Source organism: Ruminococcus sp. RTP21484sp1_RTP21277st1_D2_RTP21277_210401 (genome assembly GCF_040924225.1).
GTDB lineage: Bacteria > Bacillota > Clostridia > Lachnospirales > Lachnospiraceae > Blautia_A > Blautia_A faecis.
This window is the reverse complement of the sequence record NZ_JBCOMJ010000015.1, coordinates 44052-64201: the sequence shown is the minus strand read 5'-3', so window position 1 is coordinate 64201 and position 20150 is coordinate 44052. Positions and strand designations below refer to the sequence as shown.

The window sequence follows — 20150 nt, the reverse complement described above, 5'->3', positions numbered from 1 at the left end:
GCGTTGCAACAGAATTCTGCACAATTTTTATTTATGACAAAGGCCTCCCGGGTGAACCCCAGAAGGCCTGACAATATATATTCTAAATATTTGCATATCTTTAAATACAAAAACATTTGACACATTTTCCTGTGGACAGTACTATTAAACTTCTGCGATTACCTCAACTTCGCAAAGAACATTCTTCGGAAGAGTTTTCACAGCGACACAGGAACGTGCTGGTTTGTTTACAAAGTATTTCGCATACACTTCATTAAACTTGGCAAAATCTCCCATATCAGCAAGGAAGCATGTTGTCTTAACTGCCTTCTCAAAGCTACTTCCTGCTTCTTTCAGTACTTCGCCAAGATTCTTCATAACCTGCTCTGCCTGAGTCTCAATGGTATTTCCGTTGATCTCGCCTGTTGCAGGATTTACCGGAATCTGTCCAGATGTGAATAATACTCCATTTAAGATCATTGCCTGGGAGTATGGTCCGATTGCTGCTGGTGCCTTCTCTGTATAAACTACTTTCATGGTGTAAATCTCCTTTCAATTTTTCTTTTATTGTCTTCATGCTATCGCAAAATTTTATTAGTGTCAAGCAATTTTTTTGTACGAATCTGGAAAGTAATTTTTTTGTACAAGTCTGGAACGGATTCTGCCTTGCAGGATTTTCCTATTACATAAATAATGTTTGCTGCACAGTCTTAGGGCGTGTTTAAAAAATCATTCCCGCAATCTGCACGCCCCACTTTGTGGGAGATTTCACCCGAATTCGGTTGCAGTAGCCCGCTACGGCACCCTCATCCGGGCGAAATCTCCCACAAATTGTGACGCACATCTTGCAGAAAGCCTTTTTCAAACATGCTCTAATTCAAATAATAATAAACCATCGCAGAAATCCTTTGAATATTGGAAACAGCATCTGCTTCCTTTCCTGCATTCTCAGACATTACGCATAGAATATAATCCGTTCTGGCTCCATAGACAATTCCAATATCGTGCTGGCTTTTATCATTTTCACCAGTTTTATTCGCTACCTGAACAGATTCCTTGAGCCCGCCAGGAATCTTTGTTCTGGTATCCTGATTCAGAAGCAAAGACAGCATCTGGTCAGAATCCTCCGGACTTACACATTCTCTTCGGTAAATCTTCTCTAACAAAGTGCCACAATCCTCCACAGAGGTCATATTACTGCTGCCAAGCCCTTCCGGATCTGTATTCGAAGGCGCAAGCGTATGAAGCACAGCTGTCTCTTTATAACCCTGTTCCCTAAGATACCTGTTAATTACACGTGCACCTGCATTGAATTGATTGGAAGCAGTCTGAAGCCTTACCATTTCATTAAAAGACTCATTGTCACTGTAGGTTACCATATTCTCCATAAGCCGAAACAGCTTGTCTGTCACAGTCTGACTAGCTGAATCTGCTTTCAGAAGTATCCCCTCAGCTATCCTGATTTTTTCCATATTTTCATAACTTGCAGCCATTGTAAATGCTTTTATCAGACTTGCAGAAGATATGGCTTTATCATTGATGGAGAACTTCTCTCCGCTCTTCAGATCTTTCACATAGACGCTCCAGTCCCCTTCCAAATTTTCCGTAAATTCCTTCACAGCTTTCTTCAGATTTTTGATCCCCGGATCCGTCAATTCCTTGATACTGCCATCTTTTTGGATTGTCAAGCCCTCTGGTGTAGTACCAGCTTCTTCCACTAATACGCCGCTTGATTCATCAAAATAATAATACCCGGAAAATCTCTTTTCTCCCACATTCATTTCCTGGATATAATAAATGCCACCTTCCTGACACACTCTTCCATTTCTGTCAACGTAATACCCGCCATCTAGTTTTATCTGTCCAATCTCTTCTTTTAGAATACAAACTCTTCCGGTACCGGAAAGCCTTCCAAGGTTATTTACCACATAAATCCCCGAAGTCCATCCTGCTTCCACAGTTCCATCTTCTGCTTTCGGGAGTGCTTCCTGTGAAATGGCTGTAAGATGTGCTTCAGAAGCTTTAAATTTTCCTGTCTCGTCGTGATAATAATATCCATTAAACACTGTTCCATCTACAACAAAATGGTCGAAATAATGTATAGCCTGAACGCAGTCTCCTGAACCATCTTCATTCAGACAGTAAAAGCCGTCACTTTTCAACATATATTTGCCATCACTGTTGGGAATAGGAAGTATCTTAGCTTCCTCTGTAACAGATGACAGGCTGCCGCCACTTTCTGATTCCGCCAATACAGTCAGAACTTCAGGCTTCCATAACAGGAGCCCGCTGTTGCTGCACCAAAATGCTGCCCCCAAAAGGACTGCCATTCCAGCTGCTTTATACAGCCATCTGGTTTTTTTGCCTTTTTTCATGTTATTCTCCTTTTAATAAGGGCAGTATAACCTGTTTCTGCTTTGTATGCAACCTCTTTGTTTTCCATAACATTTTTACAGGCTCTGGAATGTGTTTGAAAAGACTTTCTGCAGGATGTACGTCACAATTTGTGAGAGATTTTGTCCGGAATACTCTCCCAAAATTTTTGCAGCTGTGCTTCCACATTTGACAATGTACACGTTTTCCTGTCATTCCACTCCACCGGAAAAAGATTGCTGTATTCTCTCTGCCGGAACCGTTCATCCAAAAGGAGAATAACACCATGATCCTCCCTTGTGCGGATTACTCTTCCAGCAGCCTGCAGAACCTTATTCATGCCAGGATACCTATAGGCGTAATCAAATCCATTTTCCCCATTTTCTGTGTAAAAAGAACGAAGAATTTCCCTCTCATTTCCCAACTGGGGCAATCCGGTTCCCACTAAAATGGCTCCAATCAGTTTTTCTCCCAGCAGATCAATTCCCTCTGAAAAAATACCACCCATAATGCAAAAAGCTACCAGTGATTCCTGATTCTGTTCAAATTCCTGAAGAAACTCTTCTCTTTCCTGTTCCTTCATAGAGCTGTTCTGACAGATACACTTCACCCAGTTTACAGAAAATTCTTCTTCGTAGACTGCATAAACCTCTTCCAACATTTTGTAAGAAGGAAAAAATACCATATAATTTCCCTTGCGCTGCCATACAGTCTTTGCTATATATTCCGCAATTTTATGATATTCCTCATATCCCCTGCGACTATATAAGGAACTTACATCGCCGGCATTTAAAATACAGCGGTTCTTCTGTGAAAACGGTGATTCCACGTAGATTCCATAATCGTCCTGCCTGTTGCTGAGCAATTTCCTGTAGTAGTTCATGGGCAGCAATGTGGCAGAAAAGAATACGGCACTGCGGCCTTTCTTCAGATATTCCCCCAGGTTCACTGCCGGATTTACACAGAACAGTTTCAGGCGAAACAGACCATCTTCTCCATTCTCAGCATAAACTACATAGTTCTCATCTATCAGTTCTGCAATATTCAGGAAATTACGAATATCAAAATAAAACTTCCTTACTTCATCTTCCAGTTCCACATCCTTATGTGCTTCCAGAAAAGCATCAAATTCTCCCTGAACCTTTAAAATCGTCATAGTTATGGAACCCGTGCCTGGGAGAACGAGGTAATTTCCACAGTCCACCTGTAGTTCTTTCAGCTGTTTATCCAGCTTTCCAAGGGAGCGGTAAAGCCGGGGTGCTCTTTCTTTCATAACTTTTCGAACCCGAACAGCATCTTCCCTGCAAATAGAAGCGCTGTACATCTCTCTTCCCCGTTCTGCCAGATTATGAGCTTCATCAATGAGAAAGACATAATCTCCACCTGCACCTTCCCCGAAAAAACGTTTTAAATGAACCGTAGGGTCAAACACATAATTATAATCACAAATTACAGCATCCACCCATAAAGACAGATCCAAACACATTTCAAAAGGACATACCTGCCATTTCTCTGCCTGCTCCCGTATAGTCTCCCTGTCATATCTGCTCTTCGTCGTCCACAGCTCATAGACAGCGTCATTGACCCTGTCGAAATGTCCCCTGGCGTAAGGACAATGTACCGGATCACATTTGGTTTCGTCCATAAAACACAGCTTCTCCTTGGCTGTAATGGTCACCACTTTGTATTTCATTCCCTTTTCCCGCAGCACCTCAAAAGCTTCCTGAGCCACTGTTCTTGTAATAGTCTTGGCTGTAAGATAAAAGATCGTCTCCCCTTTCCCTTCGCCAACAGCGCGAACTGCCGGAAAAATGGTAGACATGGTTTTTCCTACGCCGGTAGGTGCCTGAATAAAAATCTGACGACTGGCTCCAATTGCATGGTAAACACTGCTCACCATCTTTCTCTGACCTTCTCTGTAGAAAAATGGAAATTCCAGGCTCTGAAGAGAATGATTTCTCTCTTCCTTCCATTTTTTCTGATAACTGAGCCATTTATGATATTCATCCAGAAGTTTCTGGTACCATTCTTTCAGTTCCTCTATGGAGATCACCTCCCGGAACCTTTTCACCACTTCTGTCTCCAGATTGGCATATGTCATCTGGATTCCAATCTTCGACAAGCCTTCCTGAACACCGTAAATATAGCCATAACACATAGCCTGAGCCTTATGAACCTTCACAGGCTCTTCCATCTGTTCCACATTTCCATATATTCCTTTAATCTCATCGATCCAGACAACTTCATCTTCTGTAAAAATTCCATCTGCACGACCTTCTAACCGAATGTCCAGATCCTCATAGCTGCAATTCATCCGCAAAGCAACCTCTGCTCTGTAGTCTCCGCCCATTTGTTTCTGAAGCTTCCGATGCAGTCTGCTGCCCTTTAACATAGCATCTTTGTCTATAGTACCTCTTCGGTTATCAAGATCACCGCTTTGCAATATAAACTCCACAAGATTTCTTACTGATATTCGTGTTACCGGATTGTCCATTTCCAATTTACCGCCTTTTACTGGTCTGCTGCCTTCCAAACAAAGATACCTTATCTGTAAGCATTATAACACGAATTTTACTTATCGGCCTATCCTTTCACAGAAAACTCCGGCATATTACTCCGAAAATGCAAAGCAAGCATCTGCTTCTGAAGTTTCTCATTCCTCCTTGCTTCAATGGATATGCTATCACAAAATGTCTGCCACAGTTCCTCGTACTCTCCCATATCCCCTACGGCGCTCCCTGGCACCTGTATACGCACTTCTTTTCTCATGACGCACTCCTTCCCTTTCTCATGGCACAACGCCTTCTGCCTCTTCTCATCATAGATTACCCAGTTCTCATTGGGAAAGCGATTGGAAAAATGAAGAGCCATAAGAGACAGGATATCATTCCCCGGCTGGATCTTTGCCAACAGAAACCTTCCGCCAATCTCCCTGAAACGGACAAACCCAAAATAATGGTGATATTCCCGCTTCACGCAGAGTGCCAGTTTCGCAACCCTGGATACATATGGATCTGCCAGTGCCTCCATTACACGTTTTTCGCATCTGCCTCCCCCAAAAGCCCGGTGCAGCACATAATAAATGGCAGTTCCCCTGTCTTCATCTGCTGAAGCTGCCGCCAGACAGATCTGTTCGTAAACCTCGCTTCCCAGTCTCATAAGAATCGTCCTCATAACCTTACCAACCTTACTCTGATCTGTAGCAATCTCCCGATAAGAAGTGAACAATTCCATGCTTACAGGAAAACTGGTCTGAATGCTCACTTTACAGCCGCCTGCACACTCTTTCCATCCATCATAGACAGCAGAAAAAATTCCCTCCATAGAGTCCTCACATACCAGGATTCTTTTCTCTTGATTCATATAGCTCCCACCTTTCTGTCCACATGATTCTTTGTATTTTCTGTATACAGTCTTCTGCTCCCCATCTCATCTCCAAAGAGGGATAATTGCTGAAATGCAGCTTCATTCCCATGCTTCCGACAGTTCTCTTCATCCAGAAGATTACGGGTAATATAAGATTCCTCCAACCTGGTATTGTACATCATGCGGCCATTACAGGTGATAAAATATAAGGCACGCTTCAGAACCACACCAATCCTCTTCAAATCTGCAAATTCCAGGGAATGGGTTCTCCTGGCTCCAATGATTCTTCTGGCAGAGGTATAACCGATTCCCGGTACACGAAGAAGTTCATAATAATCTGCCTGGTTGATCTCTACCGGAAAAAACTCCAGATGTGACACTGCCCAGTCTGCCTTGGGATCCAGAAGAAGGTTAAAATCCGGATGCTTCTCTGAAAGCAGTTCTGAAGCCCGAAAACCATAAAACCGCATAAGCCAGTCTGCCTGATAAAGCCGGTGTTCCCGCAAAAGAGGCGGACCTGATAAGGACATGGGCAGATCCTTATCTTCATTTACGGCGACAAAAGCCGAATAAAAAACTCTTTTTAATGCAAAGTTCTTATACAAAGATTCTGCTACTGACACGATCTGATAATCGCTCTCCCCCATAGCTCCAATAATCATCTGGGTACTTTGACCGGCTGGTACAAACTTAGGGGCATGACGGTACAGAACCAATTCCTCCTTATTCTGATCTCGCTGCTGCTGAATCTGCTTCATAGGGCGCAGAATGGTTTGCCTGCTCTTATGCGGTGCCAGTTTCCTAAGCCCGTCTGCAGTAGGAAGTTCCAGGTTCACGCTCATGCGATCTGCCAGATACCCCGCCCTGGCGATCAGTTCAGGAGCAGCACCTGGAATGGCTTTCAAATGAATATATCCCTGAAAATGATATTTATTACGAAGAAGATTTACTGTACAAAGCAGTTCTTCCATAGTCCTGTCTGGACTTTCCTTTACTCCGGAACTTAAAAACAGTCCTTCAATATAGTTCCTCCTGTAAAATTCCATAGTCAGACGACACACTTCTTCTGGGGTAAAACTGGTACGCACCACATCATTGGAGGCTCTGTTTATACAGTATTTACAGTCAAATACACATTCATTTGTATAAAGGATCTTCAAAAGACTGATACATCTGCCATCCTGAGCAAAACTATGACAGATTCCGGCAGCAATGCTGTTTCCCATGCCCTTTCCATCTCCCTTTCGATCCACACCACTGGATGTGCAAGCCACATCATATTTCGCGGCATCCGATAAAATCTCCAGTTTCCGCTTCAATGTCATTGATTCCTGAATAATCATCCCGTAACAAAGCTCCTTTTATGTAATCTGTGTTTCGCATTCTTTATTATTCTTAATTTCAGAACGTTTGTTCTTGTTTTATTTTAGAACGCACGTTCTGTTTTGTCAATATCATAAAACGGCACGAAATTTTTTCTATACAAAAAGAGCCATAAATCAAAGATTAATTCTAACACTACCTTTGATTTACGGCTCTTATCTCATTCTTTTACTATTAAAGCTCCCGGACGACAGCCAGAAATGGTACATGCTTACATCAGCGAATTCATGAATACCAGACGTTCTGAACGTATGAGCAGATTTTCATATATGTGAATGCTGCCGACAGGTGACCTATCCACTCAATTTCAAATCTGTGTCAGCACAAAAATATCATAAATTGCTTTCACTGCATTTTCAAAATCACGGTTCTCCACGCCAATGATAATATTCAGCTCACTGGATCCCTGGTCAATCATCTTGACGTTTACATTTGCATGTGCGAGGGCAGAGAAAATTCTTCCGGCTGTACCGCGGGTGGATTTCATTCCACGTCCTACAACTGCGATCAGGGCAAGGTCAGATTCCATTTCCACAAAATCCGGCTGAACCAGGCGATGGATTCCCGCAATTACCTGCTGCTCCTTTTCTTCAAACTCATCCTGGTGAACATATACTGTCATGGTATCAATACCGGATGGAACATGCTCAAAACTGATTCCCTGGTCTTCAAATACCTGAAGCACTCTTCTGCCAAATCCGATTTCACTGTTCATCATGGACTTCTCAATGTTGATAGAACAGAAACCTTTCTTTCCTGCAATACCGGTTATGGTATATTTCGGCTTGCGGCAGGTACTCTCCACAATAAAAGTTCCCTTATCCTCCGGACGGTTGGTGTTGCGGATATTAATCGGAATTCCCTCTTTTCTTACAGGGAAAATAGCATCTTCATGAAGAACAGTAGCTCCCATGTAGGAAAGCTCACGAAGTTCACGGTATGTAATGGTCTCAATCACAGCCGGATTCTTTACAATTCTCGGGTCTGTTACAAGGAAACCGGATACATCAGTCCAGTTTTCATACATATCAGCCTTAATTGCCTTGGCAACCAGAGAACCTGTCACATCAGAACCACCTCTGGAAAAAGTGGTCACAGTTCCATCGTCCTTTGCACCATAGAAGCCCGGCACAACTGCATTCTCACATTTGGAAAGACGCTTGTTCAGAAGTTTGTCTGTCTTCTCTGAATCCAGATTTCCGTTTTTATCAAAACGGATTACTTCTGCTGCATCCACAAATTCATAACCAAGATAAGCAGCCATCACTTTGCCGTTCAGATATTCTCCACGGGAAGCGGCGTAATCCCTGCCAATCTGTGCTTTAAAATTCTCTTTGATCAACTGGAAATCCTCTTCCATGGAAAGAGCAAGGCCAAGCCCTTTAATAATCTCATAATAACGAGATTTGATTTCTTCTAAAACCTTTTCAAAATCACCGCCATTTGCAGCTGCGTCATAACAGCTGTAAAGAAGATCTGTTACCTTCGTGTCCCCGTCAAATCTCTTACCTGGTGCAGAAGGAACAACAAAACGTCTGCTCTCTTCACTTCTGATAATATCTCCGACTTTTTCAAACTGCTCCGCATTTGCAAGGGAGCTTCCGCCAAACTTTACAACTTTTCTCATAATCCTTATGCTCCTCAAAAACTTTTTCTCCATTTTATGAAAAAATTCGACTTTTTGCAAGGGTTTTTTCGATTTAATTCGTGAAAGTGTTAAATACCTCCAATACCCGCAGCTGTTCTCCATCTACTTTAAAATGAATATCCCAGGATCCAAAAGACATTCCGTATTTTCTTTCAGGGTCCTTCTGATACCCAGGTCTTGGATCGTTTGCAAGGACAGCAAGAAGCGCTTCTCTTTTTTCCACTGGAATCTTCTTCAAAAGCTCTTCCGGAAACTCTACTTTCAGCTTATGATCCTGAATCTGGTCGGTAAATCCGCCTGCTGCTTCCGGATGGCTGTCCACGTAAGCCAGATAGGGCTTTATATCATAAATAGGTGTTCCGTCCATAAGATCCGCTCCTGATACATGAAGCACCGGTCCATACTTTTCAGAAAACTCTACGCTCTCCAGCCTTACACTGGAAAGTCCTATGGGATTTGGACGAAAAGGAGACCTTGTAGCAAAAACGCCCATTCTGACGTTTCCCCCAAGTCTTGGAGGACGCACTGTAGGAGACCACTCCTTGCGGACAGCCTGTGAAAATTCCCAGATCAGCCAGATATGGGTATACTCTTCCAGCCCTCGAAATGCCTCATGGTTCCGATATTCCGGTTCAAAAATAATATCCGCCTTTAGTTCCTGTATTCTGCCGCTCTGATGGGGAATTCCAAATTTCGTTGGAAAATCACTTCTGATATGAGCAATTACTTTCATTTCCATTGTTTATTATACCTTTATCAATCTTTATGTGTGCTCCTATAAACCCGCAGATATCATCTATAAACAGCGAACCTCTATTCCTCATGTCCGCCGCTTTTTTCTTCCTCCTTGATTTCCCAGTGAAGCAGGAACGTAAGAGCTGCACGAAGAGCAATAATTCCGGCTACAATTCCGATTTCCTTCCACTCACGTACCACTACAGTACGTAGAATCTCACTTCCCATTTTAAATTCCAGTCCCATGGCAAGTCCCCTCGCCAGATAGACACCAGTATCTCCGGCATGTTTCAGCCACTTGATAAATCCGGTAATTCCACTCCAGATAATAATGGCAACTCCAATAAACTCAAAAATTACAATGGCGAAACCAGCAATATTCTCCAGAACCCACTCCATAATTCCAGTTATGGTCGTCATCATAGGTACCTCCTTTTTCCTGCTGACAGGATACCTTTTCTTACAGAATATATTTTCATTGCTACACAGCCTGTAAACAGCAACAGTTTCTTATTTTTGCTCCAGCCAGGTCACCACTTCTGTGTGATCTGTAAAACAAAACATTTCCACAGGCTGGATTTCTTTAACTATATAATTTTTTCTCGTAAGGAAATTAAGGTCTCTTGCAAGTGTTTCCGGGTTACAGGAAATGTAAACAATTTTCTTCGGAGAGAGTTTTATTACGGAATTCAGGAATTTCTCGCTGCTGCCTGAGCGGGGAGGATCCATAAATACCACATCTGCCTTTTCACCAGCTTCTGCCATTGCCTCCATAAATTCACCGGCATCACCCTGGCGGAAAGATATGTTTACCACCTTATTCTCTCTTGCATTGATCCTTGCATCCCTGACTGCATCTTTATTCAGTTCCACTCCGACCACTTCTCTTGCCTTACCAGAAGCTACCAGACCAATGGTGCCAATTCCACAATATGCATCAATGACTTTTTCTTTCCCTGTCAGCCCTGCAAATTCCACAGCTTTTCCATAAAGAATTTCGGTCTGCACTGAATTTACCTGATAGAAGGATTTTGGTGAAATACGGAAGGATTTTCCACAAAGGGTATCACGGATAAATCCCTTACCATAAAGTACGATTTCCCGCTCGCCAAGAACCATGCTTGTATTTTTGTCATTAATATTTAATACCACAGTACTGATCTCTGGATGAACTTTTCTTAATGCCTTCACAAAGTTATTCTTGGATGGAAAAATAGGAGAGGCGACCACCAGTACTACCATTACCTCACCTGTAGAAAAGCCACGACGCACCAGTACATGGCGCAGAAGTCCATATCCGGTATCCTCATCATATGTTTTGATCTTAAAAGACTTCAGCATTCCCCGAATGGTACGGATGATTTCCTGACTCTTCTTATCCTCAATCAGACACTGTTCAATAGAAACCACTCTGTGGGTACCAGCCTCATAAATTCCAGAAATAATATTTCCCTTCCGGTCACGGTCAAATACAGCATGAACTTTATTCCGGTAAAAATAAGGATCTTTCATTCCAATTACCGGCTTCACATTCCCAAACTTCTTCAAAAGCCCCTGTACCTGATTTTGTTTCTTTTTAAGCTGTGCGGAATAAGGCACACCCTGATACTGGCACCCACCGCACTTTTTTGCGTATGGACAGACTGTCTGTGTTTTTTTCTCTTCCATAAATTCTCCCTTATCTTTATTTTGCTTTTCGTTCTTCATAATATCTAACTAGAGCGTGCTCTAGCTTCAGCGCCGCCAACGCACTAAAAGTGCCTACAAGGGCTCCAGCCAGCACATCTGTAGGATAGTGTACTCCCACGTACAATCGGGACAAAGCGATCAGTACTGCCAGGACCATGGCTGCTTTTCCCCATTTTCCAGGAAAGGCTTTATAATATACGCCTGCACAGGCAAAAGATGCGCAGGTATGACCTGATGGAAAAGAATAGTCCTTCAGCCTGGCAACCAGAGGCACAAGTCCCTCCACAGAATCATAAGGTCTTATACGCGCTACCAGATCCTTAAGGCATAAATTCGTAACCACTGCCCCTATAGCTAGTGCCAGAAGTGCGGTTACACCTGCCTTTCTTGTCTTCTTTGGAAAAAGAAAGAGCAGCCCCAAAACAATCCAGAACCAGCCTCCGTCTCCTAGAAAGGTAATTCCCTTCCACAGCCAGGTAAACAGATCACTTCTTAAATACTGCTGTATAAAAAGCAGAATCTGTGCATCAATATTATGTATCCATTCAAGCAATTCCACTTATCCTCCACCCGCTTTCAATTCTGATTGCTGTCTATATATTTCTATAATTTATTTTTATAATGGTTCAGCAGACAGTGTGTAACTGCAAAGGAACTCAACAGCTGCTTTTATTTCGTTATTATAGCGTAAAAGACGGTTCGTGTGGTGCGAACCGTCTTAATTCTTTTTAATTCTTATTCACCTGCGTGATACAGGATCTGCTGAAGATATTGCCGATTCTGCTCAAGATCAGGAACCAGAACCTGCATGCCGTCAATCGTCTGAGGTGTGTAGGCTCCATCCTCCGGAATCCGGTATGATGCAATTTCATCTGTACCGATGTTCATCACATCCATGGCATATCCGGTTATATCCCACAAAGAAAGATCCGTAGTAACCATTGGAAGAACATCCTTAACCAGACCTGCAATATCAAAAACTCCCAGATCTTTTATCTTGGCAAAAGCAGCCATAAGTACTTCCTGCTGCCGCTCTGTTCTCCGATAATCGGAATTTCCAATAGAACGGTTGCGTGCATGGATAAGTGCCTGTTCTCCATCCAGATGGTTCATTCCTTCCTGAAGATTCCAGTCGCTTCGAAGAGGCTGAGGGTAAAGAACATTCTGATCTCGTCCGCAGATATAATCTGCTTCCGCCTGAGTCAACTCCAGATCTATTCCTCCAACCTTGTCAACCAGAACCTGGAAAACTTCAAAATCCACTTCCACATTTCCATCTATCTTTACTCCGAAATTTTCTTCCAGAGTCTGGTCCAAAAGATCCATTCCTCCATATGCGTAAGCCGCATTAATACGAGTAGTCGAATATCCAGGAATGGCAACATAAAGATCTCTCATAAAAGAGGTCAGGCTTACAGTACCCTGATCCTTGTCCAATGTAGCAAGAATCATGGAATCGGAACGCTGACGGGACTCTCCCTCTCTTTTGTCCTGTCCGATCAGCAAAATACTCTTGATATTGCTGGTGGCCGCTTCAGCATCCGTATTCTCTGCCTTTACTGTATATGCAAACGCCGTACTCACAGCCGGGCTTTCCAGAAACAGCACCGCGCCAAGGCAGATAAGGGTCTTCTTCCATATGGTAGATCTCATATATTTGCTCCTATGTACATGTGCATGGTCAAAAAGGAATCTTTCTGCCGGTTCTTTCATAACCAGCAGTCGCTATTGATTACTGTTCACTCCGTTCACAGTAATCATTATTTTACTACAATTGTCAGAACAGCTCCGTTTGAAGCATTGCCATTGGAGTCAACAACATAATAAGTCAGTTCATAAGTACCCGGAGTATTCACATCAACGGTTCCAGTGATCTGAATCTTACGATAAAGATCACTTGTTGAATCTTTATCGTCTTGAATGTCTTTTACATAACTCAGTCTGTCAATCTGTGTTCCCTTGGCAATTTCAACGTAGTAAGTATTCAGATAAAAACGCGGATCCTGAGGGTTCAGCTGGTCAATCTTTTCTTCTTCCCTTTCCTGCGCTTTTTCTTCTTCTGTCATTTCTGGTTCTTCTTCATCTTCTGAATCAGTCTCATTTTCATCCTGCAGGGCTTCATCCGTTTCTGCATCTGTATCTGTATTGTCAGAAGAAGTTTTGGTTTCTGAAGTAAATCCCATAAGATTTCCCTCGGAAGTCATATGATAAGTTACCTTTGTTACATTGTTACTGTTATCCTTTGCAACATAAACAACTGTGACTTCATCCCCTTTTTCATTTGGATAAACATTCTCAACTGTCAGGCTGGCTGAAACATCTCCATCTCTCTTGTCAACAGCTTTTACTCCTTCCAGAAGATCTTCCGTTGTCATATCCGAAGTGTAGCTGTTTTTCTTGCTCTCTGCAATGGTAATTTCCGGTCCCTTGCGATCCTGCCTCATATACAGCCATCCCAGGATTCCGGTCGCTCCTATTGCCACTGCCGCCATTAAAACAATCAACCATTTACGCATATCTGCAGCTCCTTATACTCAATTTCATCAGCGACGTTTTCTTGATTTCTGTTTCTTGGATCTGCTTTCTTTCTCTGAATATGGAATGCTTCCCAGAACAGAAAGTCCAAGATAACGCTCTACATCTTCCTCAACCTTGATCGTATCATTTGTAAGATAAATGATGATCACAATCGCCATTGCAATGATAACACCTAAAAGTCCACCGATCACACCATTCTTCGCAAGGCTTGGGCTGGCTTTTTCACTTGGGATGTTTGCGCTGTCAACTACGTTAACCGCCTCAATATCCATAACTGACTGAATGTGCTCTGCTGCCATATCACGGATAGCATTGGCCATCTCGCTTGCTGTATATGGATCTTCATCAGATACTATGATCGTTACAATACGGCTGTCTGTAGAAGTATCTACGGTCAGTTTGCCAAGCAGCTGCTGATAGGTAATATTAAGATTCAGCTGTGCAATTACACCTTCAAGAACTGTACGGCTCTTAATAAGTTCCGCATAGTCCTTAGTCAGCTGTGTACTGGTCTGCATATCAGCACTGGTCAGTGTATTGCTGTCCTGTTTATTCAGCACCATGATCTTCGTGGTAGATTCATACTGTGGAGTGATAAAAAGCATTGTTCCGATAATGGAAATCACACCCAGAATGATACCGGAAAGAATAATCACTCCCAGCCTGCTAAGAATCAGGTGAAAAATCTCACCTAAATCGATTTCAATTTCATCGTTATTATTTGTAACCTGATTTTCCATTCTTCTTCTCCGTTACCCTGTAATTTTCTTTACTTTTTCTAAACAGATACATCGTTTCCAACGATATCCCATATATAAAAGTCAAAATCTCTCGTTATTTATAATGCACTCCGGATTGCTGATAAAAATCATATCCGCGTAATCCGTACCCATCATTTTTTCAATTTTGTCGTAACATTTGCCAATGTGAGGCGTTCGTCTGGCCAGATCATGACCGTCAGACCCCACAAAATCCAACATTTCTTCTTTAATTACTTTCTTGCAGAAACGCTTGATCATAAAGCCATCCTCACCAATAATACTGTCCGCATTCATCTGAATATAGGCACCCATATCCCTGAGTTCATCAATAAAATCCAGACCGTTTTTTACTACCGAATGATAGCGTTCTACATGTGCGATAATAGGATAATACCCTTTCCGGATCAATGCCTGCACCCGTTCCCTGATATAGGACTTTTCGTCTGAAGTCCGAAACTCCGTTAACACATAACGGGAACCTGACATGGTAAGTCTTTCCCCTTTTTTCAGACAGTCTGTCATATCCATACTGGAATGAAGCTCGCAGCCCAGATACATCTGAATACCGTCTTCTCCAATCTCAGCGGCAGCCTTCCTCACACGAAGGAACTGCTTCTTAACCTGTTCCAGAGACGGCTCAAACATATCATATCGAAAATGCGGAGTGGCAATAATGTTGCGGACACCATCATCATATTCCTTCTGGAGCATGCGTACAGATGTCTTGAGATCCTTCGCTCCATCATCAACTCCCGGAACAATATGACAGTGAATATCATAAATACCTTTCATTCGCTTCGCCCATTTCCAATCTTTTCATATAACAATCTCGAATAATGACGGATCAATATTTTCCGTATTCTCCGTACTTGCCATATTTGCCATATTTACCATACTTACCGTATTTACCATATTCCTTAGTATCTACCTTGTTCAAAATCGCACCGATGATCGGACAGTTGGTCTTCTCCAGCTGCCCCTTGATCTCCTGTACAAAATGGTAGCTGATACTGCCGGATTCGATTACAATGACAGTTCCATCGCAGGAATCCGCCACAACTGCACAGTCGATTACTCGTCCAAGAGGCGGTGTATCTATGATAATGTAATCATATACATCTCTTACAACACGGATCATGTCTTTAAACTGTCTGCTTCCTAAAAGCTCTGCCGGGTTCGGCGGTACAACACCGGAAAAAATAATGTGAAACTTGGGAAGATTGGTTGCGCAGATAACGTCCTGCAGTTTCGCCTGCTTGGACAGGTAGTGGGTCAGTCCCTTCACTTCTTCCTCAACCTGTACACGTCCCATAAGTACGGATTTACGAAGGTCTGCATCAATCAAAAGTACAGATTTACCACTCTCTGCAAGGGAAGCTGCAAGATGGAAAGTTACATTACTCTTTCCTTCATTCGGGGTACAGCTTGTAAATGCAATCACCTTTTTGTCGGCACCGCAAAATTGAATGTTTGTACGAAGTGCCTTATAAGCCTCATCCATGGATGAATCAGCTTTCCAGTCGCTAATTTTTACTTTTACCATAATTTTGTTTTCACCTTATCTATTTGTTATCCTGTAAATCTGCCATATTTTCCTTCTGATTTCCCATAATTCACGTCATGGCAGTATCTGCCTAAACATTATACACTAGAAGTACCGCATTGGCTAGTACATTTTCGAACTAAATATGCACAATTTTTCACAAAATTTTCATATTATTCTTGATTCCCTTCCTGAATCCCTTCTATACCCTGAACGGATGATCCCTCTTCCAAAAGATAAACTTCTACATCAAATACACCGCTGTTCAATGCTTCCGCATGGCTTCCCATATAAATATCAATGCGGTTGTTCTTAATGGCGCCGCCGCAATCTTCGGCCACATAGACCTGTCCATTGATGACTACTTTAGAGCCATAAGGAATTACAGTTGGATCTACTGCAATAGTGCGGTTCGTGGTAGCTGTCACACCTGTGGATGTGATTCCGTTTGCCCACGGACCGCAGCAAATGCTGCACTGGCAGTAATGGGTAATATGGAAAACACCAAGTGGACGAAGGCTGCTGTCTGCGGAAACCATAATCGGCTGTCCTTCAAGAACACCTGCATTTCCCCCTGTCTGGGTAACACCTTCTACTGCTTCTGCAAATACGCCCTCTCCTGTACTTTTATGTATAATTCCTGCTTCTACAGTTCCATCTGAGGTTGCATCTGAAGCTACCTGATTCTTATCTTCATACCCCTCCAAAACAGAGGTTGGGATATATCCCACCTGTTCTTCTCCATTATCATCCTCAAATAGAATCCTGCTCCAGATATCATCAATAGTACCTGTACGGCTGATTTCATCTTCTTCCAGCACTTCACCGATCACAGAACCCTCTTTTCTGCCAGGATAATCTAATACATCTGTATCTGCCGCTACTGTGACAGTATCCTGGACTTCCGTAATCTCGTCCTCGATTTTCCCGGAATCCTTTTTTTCGATAGCTTCTTCTGAAACTGTTTCTTCTTTATTATCAGTATTTTCCTGTGCTGTACCTGAAATGGCCGGACCGGCTATTTCCGCTCCAAGCGCAGAAACAGGCATACATGCGGAAACACATACTGCCATAACCAGAAATCTTTTTTTCATAAATTTATATCTCCTGATCTGTTCAATTTTCCCCTCTACTCTTTGTTTATCATAGCACAGCTATTTTCTTATTTCAAATCCCATCAGGCTTTTTAGAAATTTTTCACATTTATTATTGTAGCTTTTTTATTTTTTCATTAAAAAAAACATTATTTCATTTTTTTCAAAAAAACATTTGACAAAATAGATTTTATACTGTATTATATGTTTTGTCGCTGAGGAAAACAGTTGACAGCAATAAATGCGATAGTGGCGTAGTTGGTAACGCGCGACCTTGCCAAGGTCGAGACCGCGGGTTCGAGCCCCGTCTATCGCTCTGAAGCTCCGATTTAGTCGGAGCTTTTTTGTGTCTGAATCCGCCTTACAAAGCGGTCACTGTCTTTTGTATACTTCATAAGAAAATCCCGCTTATTCTTTCGGAAATAATTTATAACGGACATCTTATTTTAAACAAAAAAGCCTTGTACAATTTGCTTTTCTATCTGAAGATTCTCTATTGACTCATCTTTCAATAAGAATTTTCAGTTCTTTGCACTTTGTACAAGACCTTTTATTACTTCATTTTATTATTCTGTCCAGAATCCAATATTTTTTCTTAAAACATGTAAAAAAAACTTTCCGCAAGATGTGCGTCTCAATTGCAGGAATGATTTTTCAACTACGATTTAGTGATGGAATAATCTAATTCCGGTAAATGCCATTGCTATATTATATTTATTGCAGGTATCGATTACGTCTGCATCTCTCACAGAACCGCCTGGCTGTGCAATATATTTCACGCCACTTTTGTAAGCTCGCTCAATATTGTCGCTGAATGGAAAGAACGCATCAGATCCTAATGTTACATCTGTCATCTGATCCAGCCATGCTCTCTTCTCTTCCTTTGTGAAAACTGCAGGTTTCTCTGTGAATGTCTTTTCCCAGTTTCCATCCGCCAGAACATCCATATACTCATCACCAATGTAAACGTCGATAGCATTGTCGCGCTCAGCTCTTGAAATGCTTTCCTTAAATGGAAGATTCAATACTTTCGGGCTTTGACGAAGGAACCAGTTGTCTGCTTTCTGTCCTGCAAGACGTGTACAGTGAACTCTTGACTGCTGTCCTGCACCAACGCCGATTGCCTGTCCGTCTTTTACATAGCATACGGAATTGGACTGGGTATATTTCAGAATAATCAGGGAAACTTTCATATCACGCTTTGCTTCCTCAGATAATTCTTTATTCTCAGTTACGATGTTGGAAATCAGCTCATCATCAATTGCAAGCTCCTGTCTTCCCTGCTCAAAAGTAACGCCGAACACCTGCTTATGCTCTAATGGAGCCGGTACATATTCCGAATCGATCTGAATTACATTGTAGTTGCCTTTTTTCTTCTGTTTCAGAACCTCAAGTGCCTCCTCTGTATAACCAGGAGCGATTACACCGTCGGAAACTTCTCTCTTGATCAGAAGTGCTGTATCTTTGTCACATACATCAGAAAGGGAAATAAAATCACCGAAGGAAGACATTCTGTCTGCGCCTCTTGCACGGGCATATGCACATGCAAGCGGTGAAAAATTCTGCCAGTCCATATCCTCTACCCAGTAGATTTTTGCAAGCGTCTCTGTAAGCGGAAGACCAATGGAAGCACCTGCCGGGGAAACATGTTTAAAAGAAGTAGCTGCAGGAAGTCCGGTTGCCTTTTTCAGATCACGCACCAGCTGCCAGCCGTTAAAGGCATCCAGAAAGTTAATATATCCAGGTTTTCCGGAAAGTACTTTAATTGGCAGTTCACTTCCATCTTCCATGTATATTTTAGATGGTTTCTGATTTGGGTTACAGCCGTATTTTAATTCTAACTCTTTCATGGTTATCTCCTCCATTTTATCTTTTAAGGTAACGATTCAGTAGGTACTATTCCGTAAGGCATTCCGTTTTGCGAATATAATTTACCAAAAACGGAATGCTTTATTTTCAGTGATTCTTGTTGATAATTTTTGATTCATATTTACCAGTCTCGATATCAATGTATCTCACAAAAAGTGAAACCTTATTGTCTTCATTCAGGCTCTCCCACAACATATCTGCAAACGCATCCATGTTATCCGGAATCTGAACAAGCTTCGGCTCGCCCTCAAAGCTTGGCAGCGGGTTTCCATCACATTTATAAGTATGGATAAAATGTCCCTCACCGGCCTTTGCATTCTGATATGCAAAAGTGTAACGGTTGCAGGAAGAAGGATCTCCATTATTGCTTTTCAAAATGGACATTGCATAACTGTAAGTGCCGTTCTCTACATGCATAATTCCGGAAATACGTGGTGTATAGTTTGGTGCATCTGGCTCAAACTCTCTGGAACGTAAAGACTGCTCAAAAGTGAGCTGATGATCCATTCCTTCGTAAATAGTGTCTGTCTGGTCACCGTTTGTCACAATTGTTTTATTTCCAAGTACGCGGACAGGTGCATAAATGATCAGGCTTGGATCTACCAGTTTGGAAGGGTCAAATGCCTGTGTGCGGATTCCCTCTCCATCCTCCACAAATACACGATTGCGGCTGTTCTCACTTCTTCCCATAATAAAGTAAGCGGTAACTGCCTTCGTTCCATCAGCGCTGCGGCCAATGATGATTCCTCGTCCCGGGTAAGAATTTTCCTTCAGTTCTTTGTCCAATGCTATCATTTCCATGCAGATGTTCTCCTTTCGAAATTTACATGAGTATATTACCGCAGCCGCCAGATTTTCAAACACGCTCTGGCATAAGCTTATACTGGCTGCGTGTATAAAAAAACGCCTGGGAAGCCCCTCTTCCAGGCTGCCCAGGCGGTCGACACAATGATATCACCGCACTCCCTGTGGGTATTCCCACGATCCGCCAGTCATGCAGTTCTTTTTTATACTACAATATTTTTTTCGTTATTTCAAGATGGGAAATCTTTTTCTTTTATGTACAATTTTTTTGTGGTTACTAATCACTCCGTGACCAGTAACACGCTTCGCGATGCACAGAAATCATGCATTCGCATGATTTCGCGCTGAGATTCTCGGGTTTTCTGTGA

Annotated in this window: 19 protein-coding genes, 1 tRNA gene and 1 riboswitch; of the genes, 1 reads left to right on the top strand and 19 read right to left on the bottom strand. The window is 42.3% G+C overall.

Features of this window, described 5'->3' with window-relative positions:
- Nucleotides 1-144 precede the first annotated feature (144 nt).
- The 17 genes from AB5706_RS11380 to AB5706_RS11295 all read right to left on the bottom strand — a co-directional run bounded on the left by AB5706_RS11380 (nt 145) and on the right by AB5706_RS11295 (nt 17109).
- Nucleotides 145-516: a RidA family protein gene (locus tag AB5706_RS11380; protein ID WP_148462763.1), complete on the bottom strand. Its 372-nt coding sequence runs from the start codon at nt 514-516 to the stop codon at nt 145-147.
- Nucleotides 517-700: 184 nt separating this feature from the next.
- On the bottom strand, nt 701-844 hold the full coding sequence (locus AB5706_RS23110) for a DUF6783 domain-containing protein (protein WP_373119854.1): 144 nt from the start codon (nt 842-844) through the stop codon (nt 701-703).
- A gap of 7 nt (nt 845-851) precedes the next feature.
- Nucleotides 852-2354 carry a serine hydrolase gene (locus tag AB5706_RS11365; protein ID WP_148462764.1) on the bottom strand — a complete coding sequence of 501 codons (1503 nt, stop codon included), beginning with the start codon at nt 2352-2354 and terminating at the stop codon, nt 852-854.
- Nucleotides 2355-2476: 122 nt separating this feature from the next.
- Complete coding sequence (locus tag AB5706_RS11360; protein ID WP_347708521.1) at nt 2477-4885, bottom strand: ATP-dependent DNA helicase; 2409 nt, start codon at nt 4883-4885, stop codon at nt 2477-2479.
- A 50-nt stretch (nt 4886-4935) separates the two neighbouring features.
- Nucleotides 4936-5715 (bottom strand): TIGR03915 family putative DNA repair protein, encoded by a 780-nt coding sequence (locus tag AB5706_RS11355; protein WP_148462766.1) that lies wholly within the window; start codon nt 5713-5715, stop codon nt 4936-4938.
- On the bottom strand, nt 5712-7061 hold the full coding sequence (locus AB5706_RS11350; protein ID WP_148462767.1) for a putative DNA modification/repair radical SAM protein: 1350 nt from the start codon (nt 7059-7061) through the stop codon (nt 5712-5714). The genes AB5706_RS11355 and AB5706_RS11350 overlap by 4 nt, the downstream gene beginning before the upstream one ends.
- 347 nt (nt 7062-7408) lie before the next feature.
- Nucleotides 7409-8728, bottom strand: coding sequence for an aspartate kinase (locus AB5706_RS11345; protein WP_148462768.1), 1320 nt, complete (start codon nt 8726-8728; stop codon nt 7409-7411).
- Between the two features lie 73 nt (nt 8729-8801).
- Entirely contained in the window at nt 8802-9488 is a 687-nt protein-coding gene (tsaA, locus tag AB5706_RS11340; protein ID WP_330386367.1) for a tRNA (N6-threonylcarbamoyladenosine(37)-N6)-methyltransferase TrmO, read from the bottom strand.
- 74 nt (nt 9489-9562) lie between these two features.
- Complete coding sequence (locus AB5706_RS11335; RefSeq protein WP_173718265.1) at nt 9563-9907, bottom strand: DUF1622 domain-containing protein; 345 nt, start codon at nt 9905-9907, stop codon at nt 9563-9565.
- A gap of 87 nt (nt 9908-9994) precedes the next feature.
- Nucleotides 9995-11152, bottom strand: a complete 1158-nt coding sequence (gene rlmD / locus AB5706_RS11330) for a 23S rRNA (uracil(1939)-C(5))-methyltransferase RlmD (protein WP_118579264.1) — start codon at nt 11150-11152, stop codon at nt 9995-9997.
- A 16-nt stretch (nt 11153-11168) separates the two neighbouring features.
- Nucleotides 11169-11732 carry a phosphatase PAP2 family protein gene (locus tag AB5706_RS11325; protein ID WP_118579130.1) on the bottom strand — a complete coding sequence of 188 codons (564 nt, stop codon included), beginning with the start codon at nt 11730-11732 and terminating at the stop codon, nt 11169-11171.
- Between the two features lie 176 nt (nt 11733-11908).
- Complete coding sequence (locus tag AB5706_RS11320) at nt 11909-12826, bottom strand: LCP family protein (RefSeq protein ID WP_173718264.1); 918 nt, start codon at nt 12824-12826, stop codon at nt 11909-11911.
- Nucleotides 12827-12933: 107 nt separating this feature from the next.
- Nucleotides 12934-13689, bottom strand: a complete 756-nt coding sequence (locus AB5706_RS11315) for an immunoglobulin-like domain-containing protein (RefSeq protein ID WP_173718263.1) — start codon at nt 13687-13689, stop codon at nt 12934-12936.
- A gap of 27 nt (nt 13690-13716) precedes the next feature.
- Complete coding sequence (locus tag AB5706_RS11310; protein ID WP_118579139.1) at nt 13717-14451, bottom strand: YveK family protein; 735 nt, start codon at nt 14449-14451, stop codon at nt 13717-13719.
- Nucleotides 14452-14532: 81 nt separating this feature from the next.
- Nucleotides 14533-15264 (bottom strand): CpsB/CapC family capsule biosynthesis tyrosine phosphatase, encoded by a 732-nt coding sequence (locus AB5706_RS11305; RefSeq protein WP_173716439.1) that lies wholly within the window; start codon nt 15262-15264, stop codon nt 14533-14535.
- Between the two features lie 52 nt (nt 15265-15316).
- On the bottom strand, nt 15317-16015 hold the full coding sequence (locus tag AB5706_RS11300; protein ID WP_118579145.1) for a CpsD/CapB family tyrosine-protein kinase: 699 nt from the start codon (nt 16013-16015) through the stop codon (nt 15317-15319).
- A 173-nt stretch (nt 16016-16188) separates the two neighbouring features.
- A complete protein-coding gene (locus tag AB5706_RS11295; protein WP_226815272.1) occupies nt 16189-17109 on the bottom strand; it encodes a 3D domain-containing protein in 921 nt (306 codons plus the stop codon).
- 243 nt (nt 17110-17352) lie between these two features.
- Here AB5706_RS11295 and AB5706_RS11290 point away from each other — a divergent pair.
- Nucleotides 17353-17425, top strand: a tRNA-Gly gene (locus AB5706_RS11290).
- Nucleotides 17426-17774: 349 nt separating this feature from the next.
- Here the strand turns inward: AB5706_RS11290 and AB5706_RS11285 are convergent.
- Both AB5706_RS11285 and AB5706_RS11280 read right to left on the bottom strand, forming a co-directional pair.
- Nucleotides 17775-18959, bottom strand: coding sequence for a phosphoribosylaminoimidazolecarboxamide formyltransferase (locus AB5706_RS11285; protein ID WP_173718262.1), 1185 nt, complete (start codon nt 18957-18959; stop codon nt 17775-17777).
- Between the two features lie 106 nt (nt 18960-19065).
- Entirely contained in the window at nt 19066-19779 is a 714-nt protein-coding gene (locus AB5706_RS11280) for an IMP cyclohydrolase (RefSeq protein WP_173718261.1), read from the bottom strand.
- Nucleotides 19780-19901: 122 nt separating this feature from the next.
- A riboswitch (ZMP/ZTP riboswitch) is annotated at nt 19902-19984 on the bottom strand.
- Between the last annotated feature and the right edge of the window lie 166 nt (nt 19985-20150).

What these genes read in the sequence shown, in the direction of transcription:
- AB5706_RS11380 (WP_148462763.1), bottom strand. Translation starts at nt 516, where the DNA reads ATGAAAGTAGTTTATACAGAGAAGGCACCAGCAGCAATCGGACCATAC.
- AB5706_RS11365 (WP_148462764.1), bottom strand. Translation starts at nt 2,354, where the DNA reads ATGAAAAAAGGCAAAAAAACCAGATGGCTGTATAAAGCAGCTGGAATG.
- AB5706_RS11355 (WP_148462766.1), bottom strand. Translation starts at nt 5,715, where the DNA reads ATGAATCAAGAGAAAAGAATCCTGGTATGTGAGGACTCTATGGAGGGA.
- AB5706_RS11350 (WP_148462767.1), bottom strand. Translation starts at nt 7,061, where the DNA reads ATGATTATTCAGGAATCAATGACATTGAAGCGGAAACTGGAGATTTTA.
- AB5706_RS11345 (WP_148462768.1), bottom strand. Translation starts at nt 8,728, where the DNA reads ATGAGAAAAGTTGTAAAGTTTGGCGGAAGCTCCCTTGCAAATGCGGAG.
- tsaA (WP_330386367.1), bottom strand. Translation starts at nt 9,488, where the DNA reads ATGGAAATGAAAGTAATTGCTCATATCAGAAGTGATTTTCCAACGAAA.
- AB5706_RS11335 (WP_173718265.1), bottom strand. Translation starts at nt 9,907, where the DNA reads ATGATGACGACCATAACTGGAATTATGGAGTGGGTTCTGGAGAATATT.
- rlmD (WP_118579264.1), bottom strand. Translation starts at nt 11,152, where the DNA reads ATGGAAGAGAAAAAAACACAGACAGTCTGTCCATACGCAAAAAAGTGC.
- AB5706_RS11320 (WP_173718264.1), bottom strand. Translation starts at nt 12,826, where the DNA reads ATGAGATCTACCATATGGAAGAAGACCCTTATCTGCCTTGGCGCGGTG.
- AB5706_RS11315 (WP_173718263.1), bottom strand. Translation starts at nt 13,689, where the DNA reads ATGCGTAAATGGTTGATTGTTTTAATGGCGGCAGTGGCAATAGGAGCG.
- AB5706_RS11310 (WP_118579139.1), bottom strand. Translation starts at nt 14,451, where the DNA reads ATGGAAAATCAGGTTACAAATAATAACGATGAAATTGAAATCGATTTA.
- AB5706_RS11305 (WP_173716439.1), bottom strand. Translation starts at nt 15,264, where the DNA reads ATGAAAGGTATTTATGATATTCACTGTCATATTGTTCCGGGAGTTGAT.
- AB5706_RS11300 (WP_118579145.1), bottom strand. Translation starts at nt 16,015, where the DNA reads ATGGTAAAAGTAAAAATTAGCGACTGGAAAGCTGATTCATCCATGGAT.
- AB5706_RS11295 (WP_226815272.1), bottom strand. Translation starts at nt 17,109, where the DNA reads ATGAAAAAAAGATTTCTGGTTATGGCAGTATGTGTTTCCGCATGTATG.
- AB5706_RS11285 (WP_173718262.1), bottom strand. Translation starts at nt 18,959, where the DNA reads ATGAAAGAGTTAGAATTAAAATACGGCTGTAACCCAAATCAGAAACCA.
- AB5706_RS11280 (WP_173718261.1), bottom strand. Translation starts at nt 19,779, where the DNA reads ATGGAAATGATAGCATTGGACAAAGAACTGAAGGAAAATTCTTACCCG.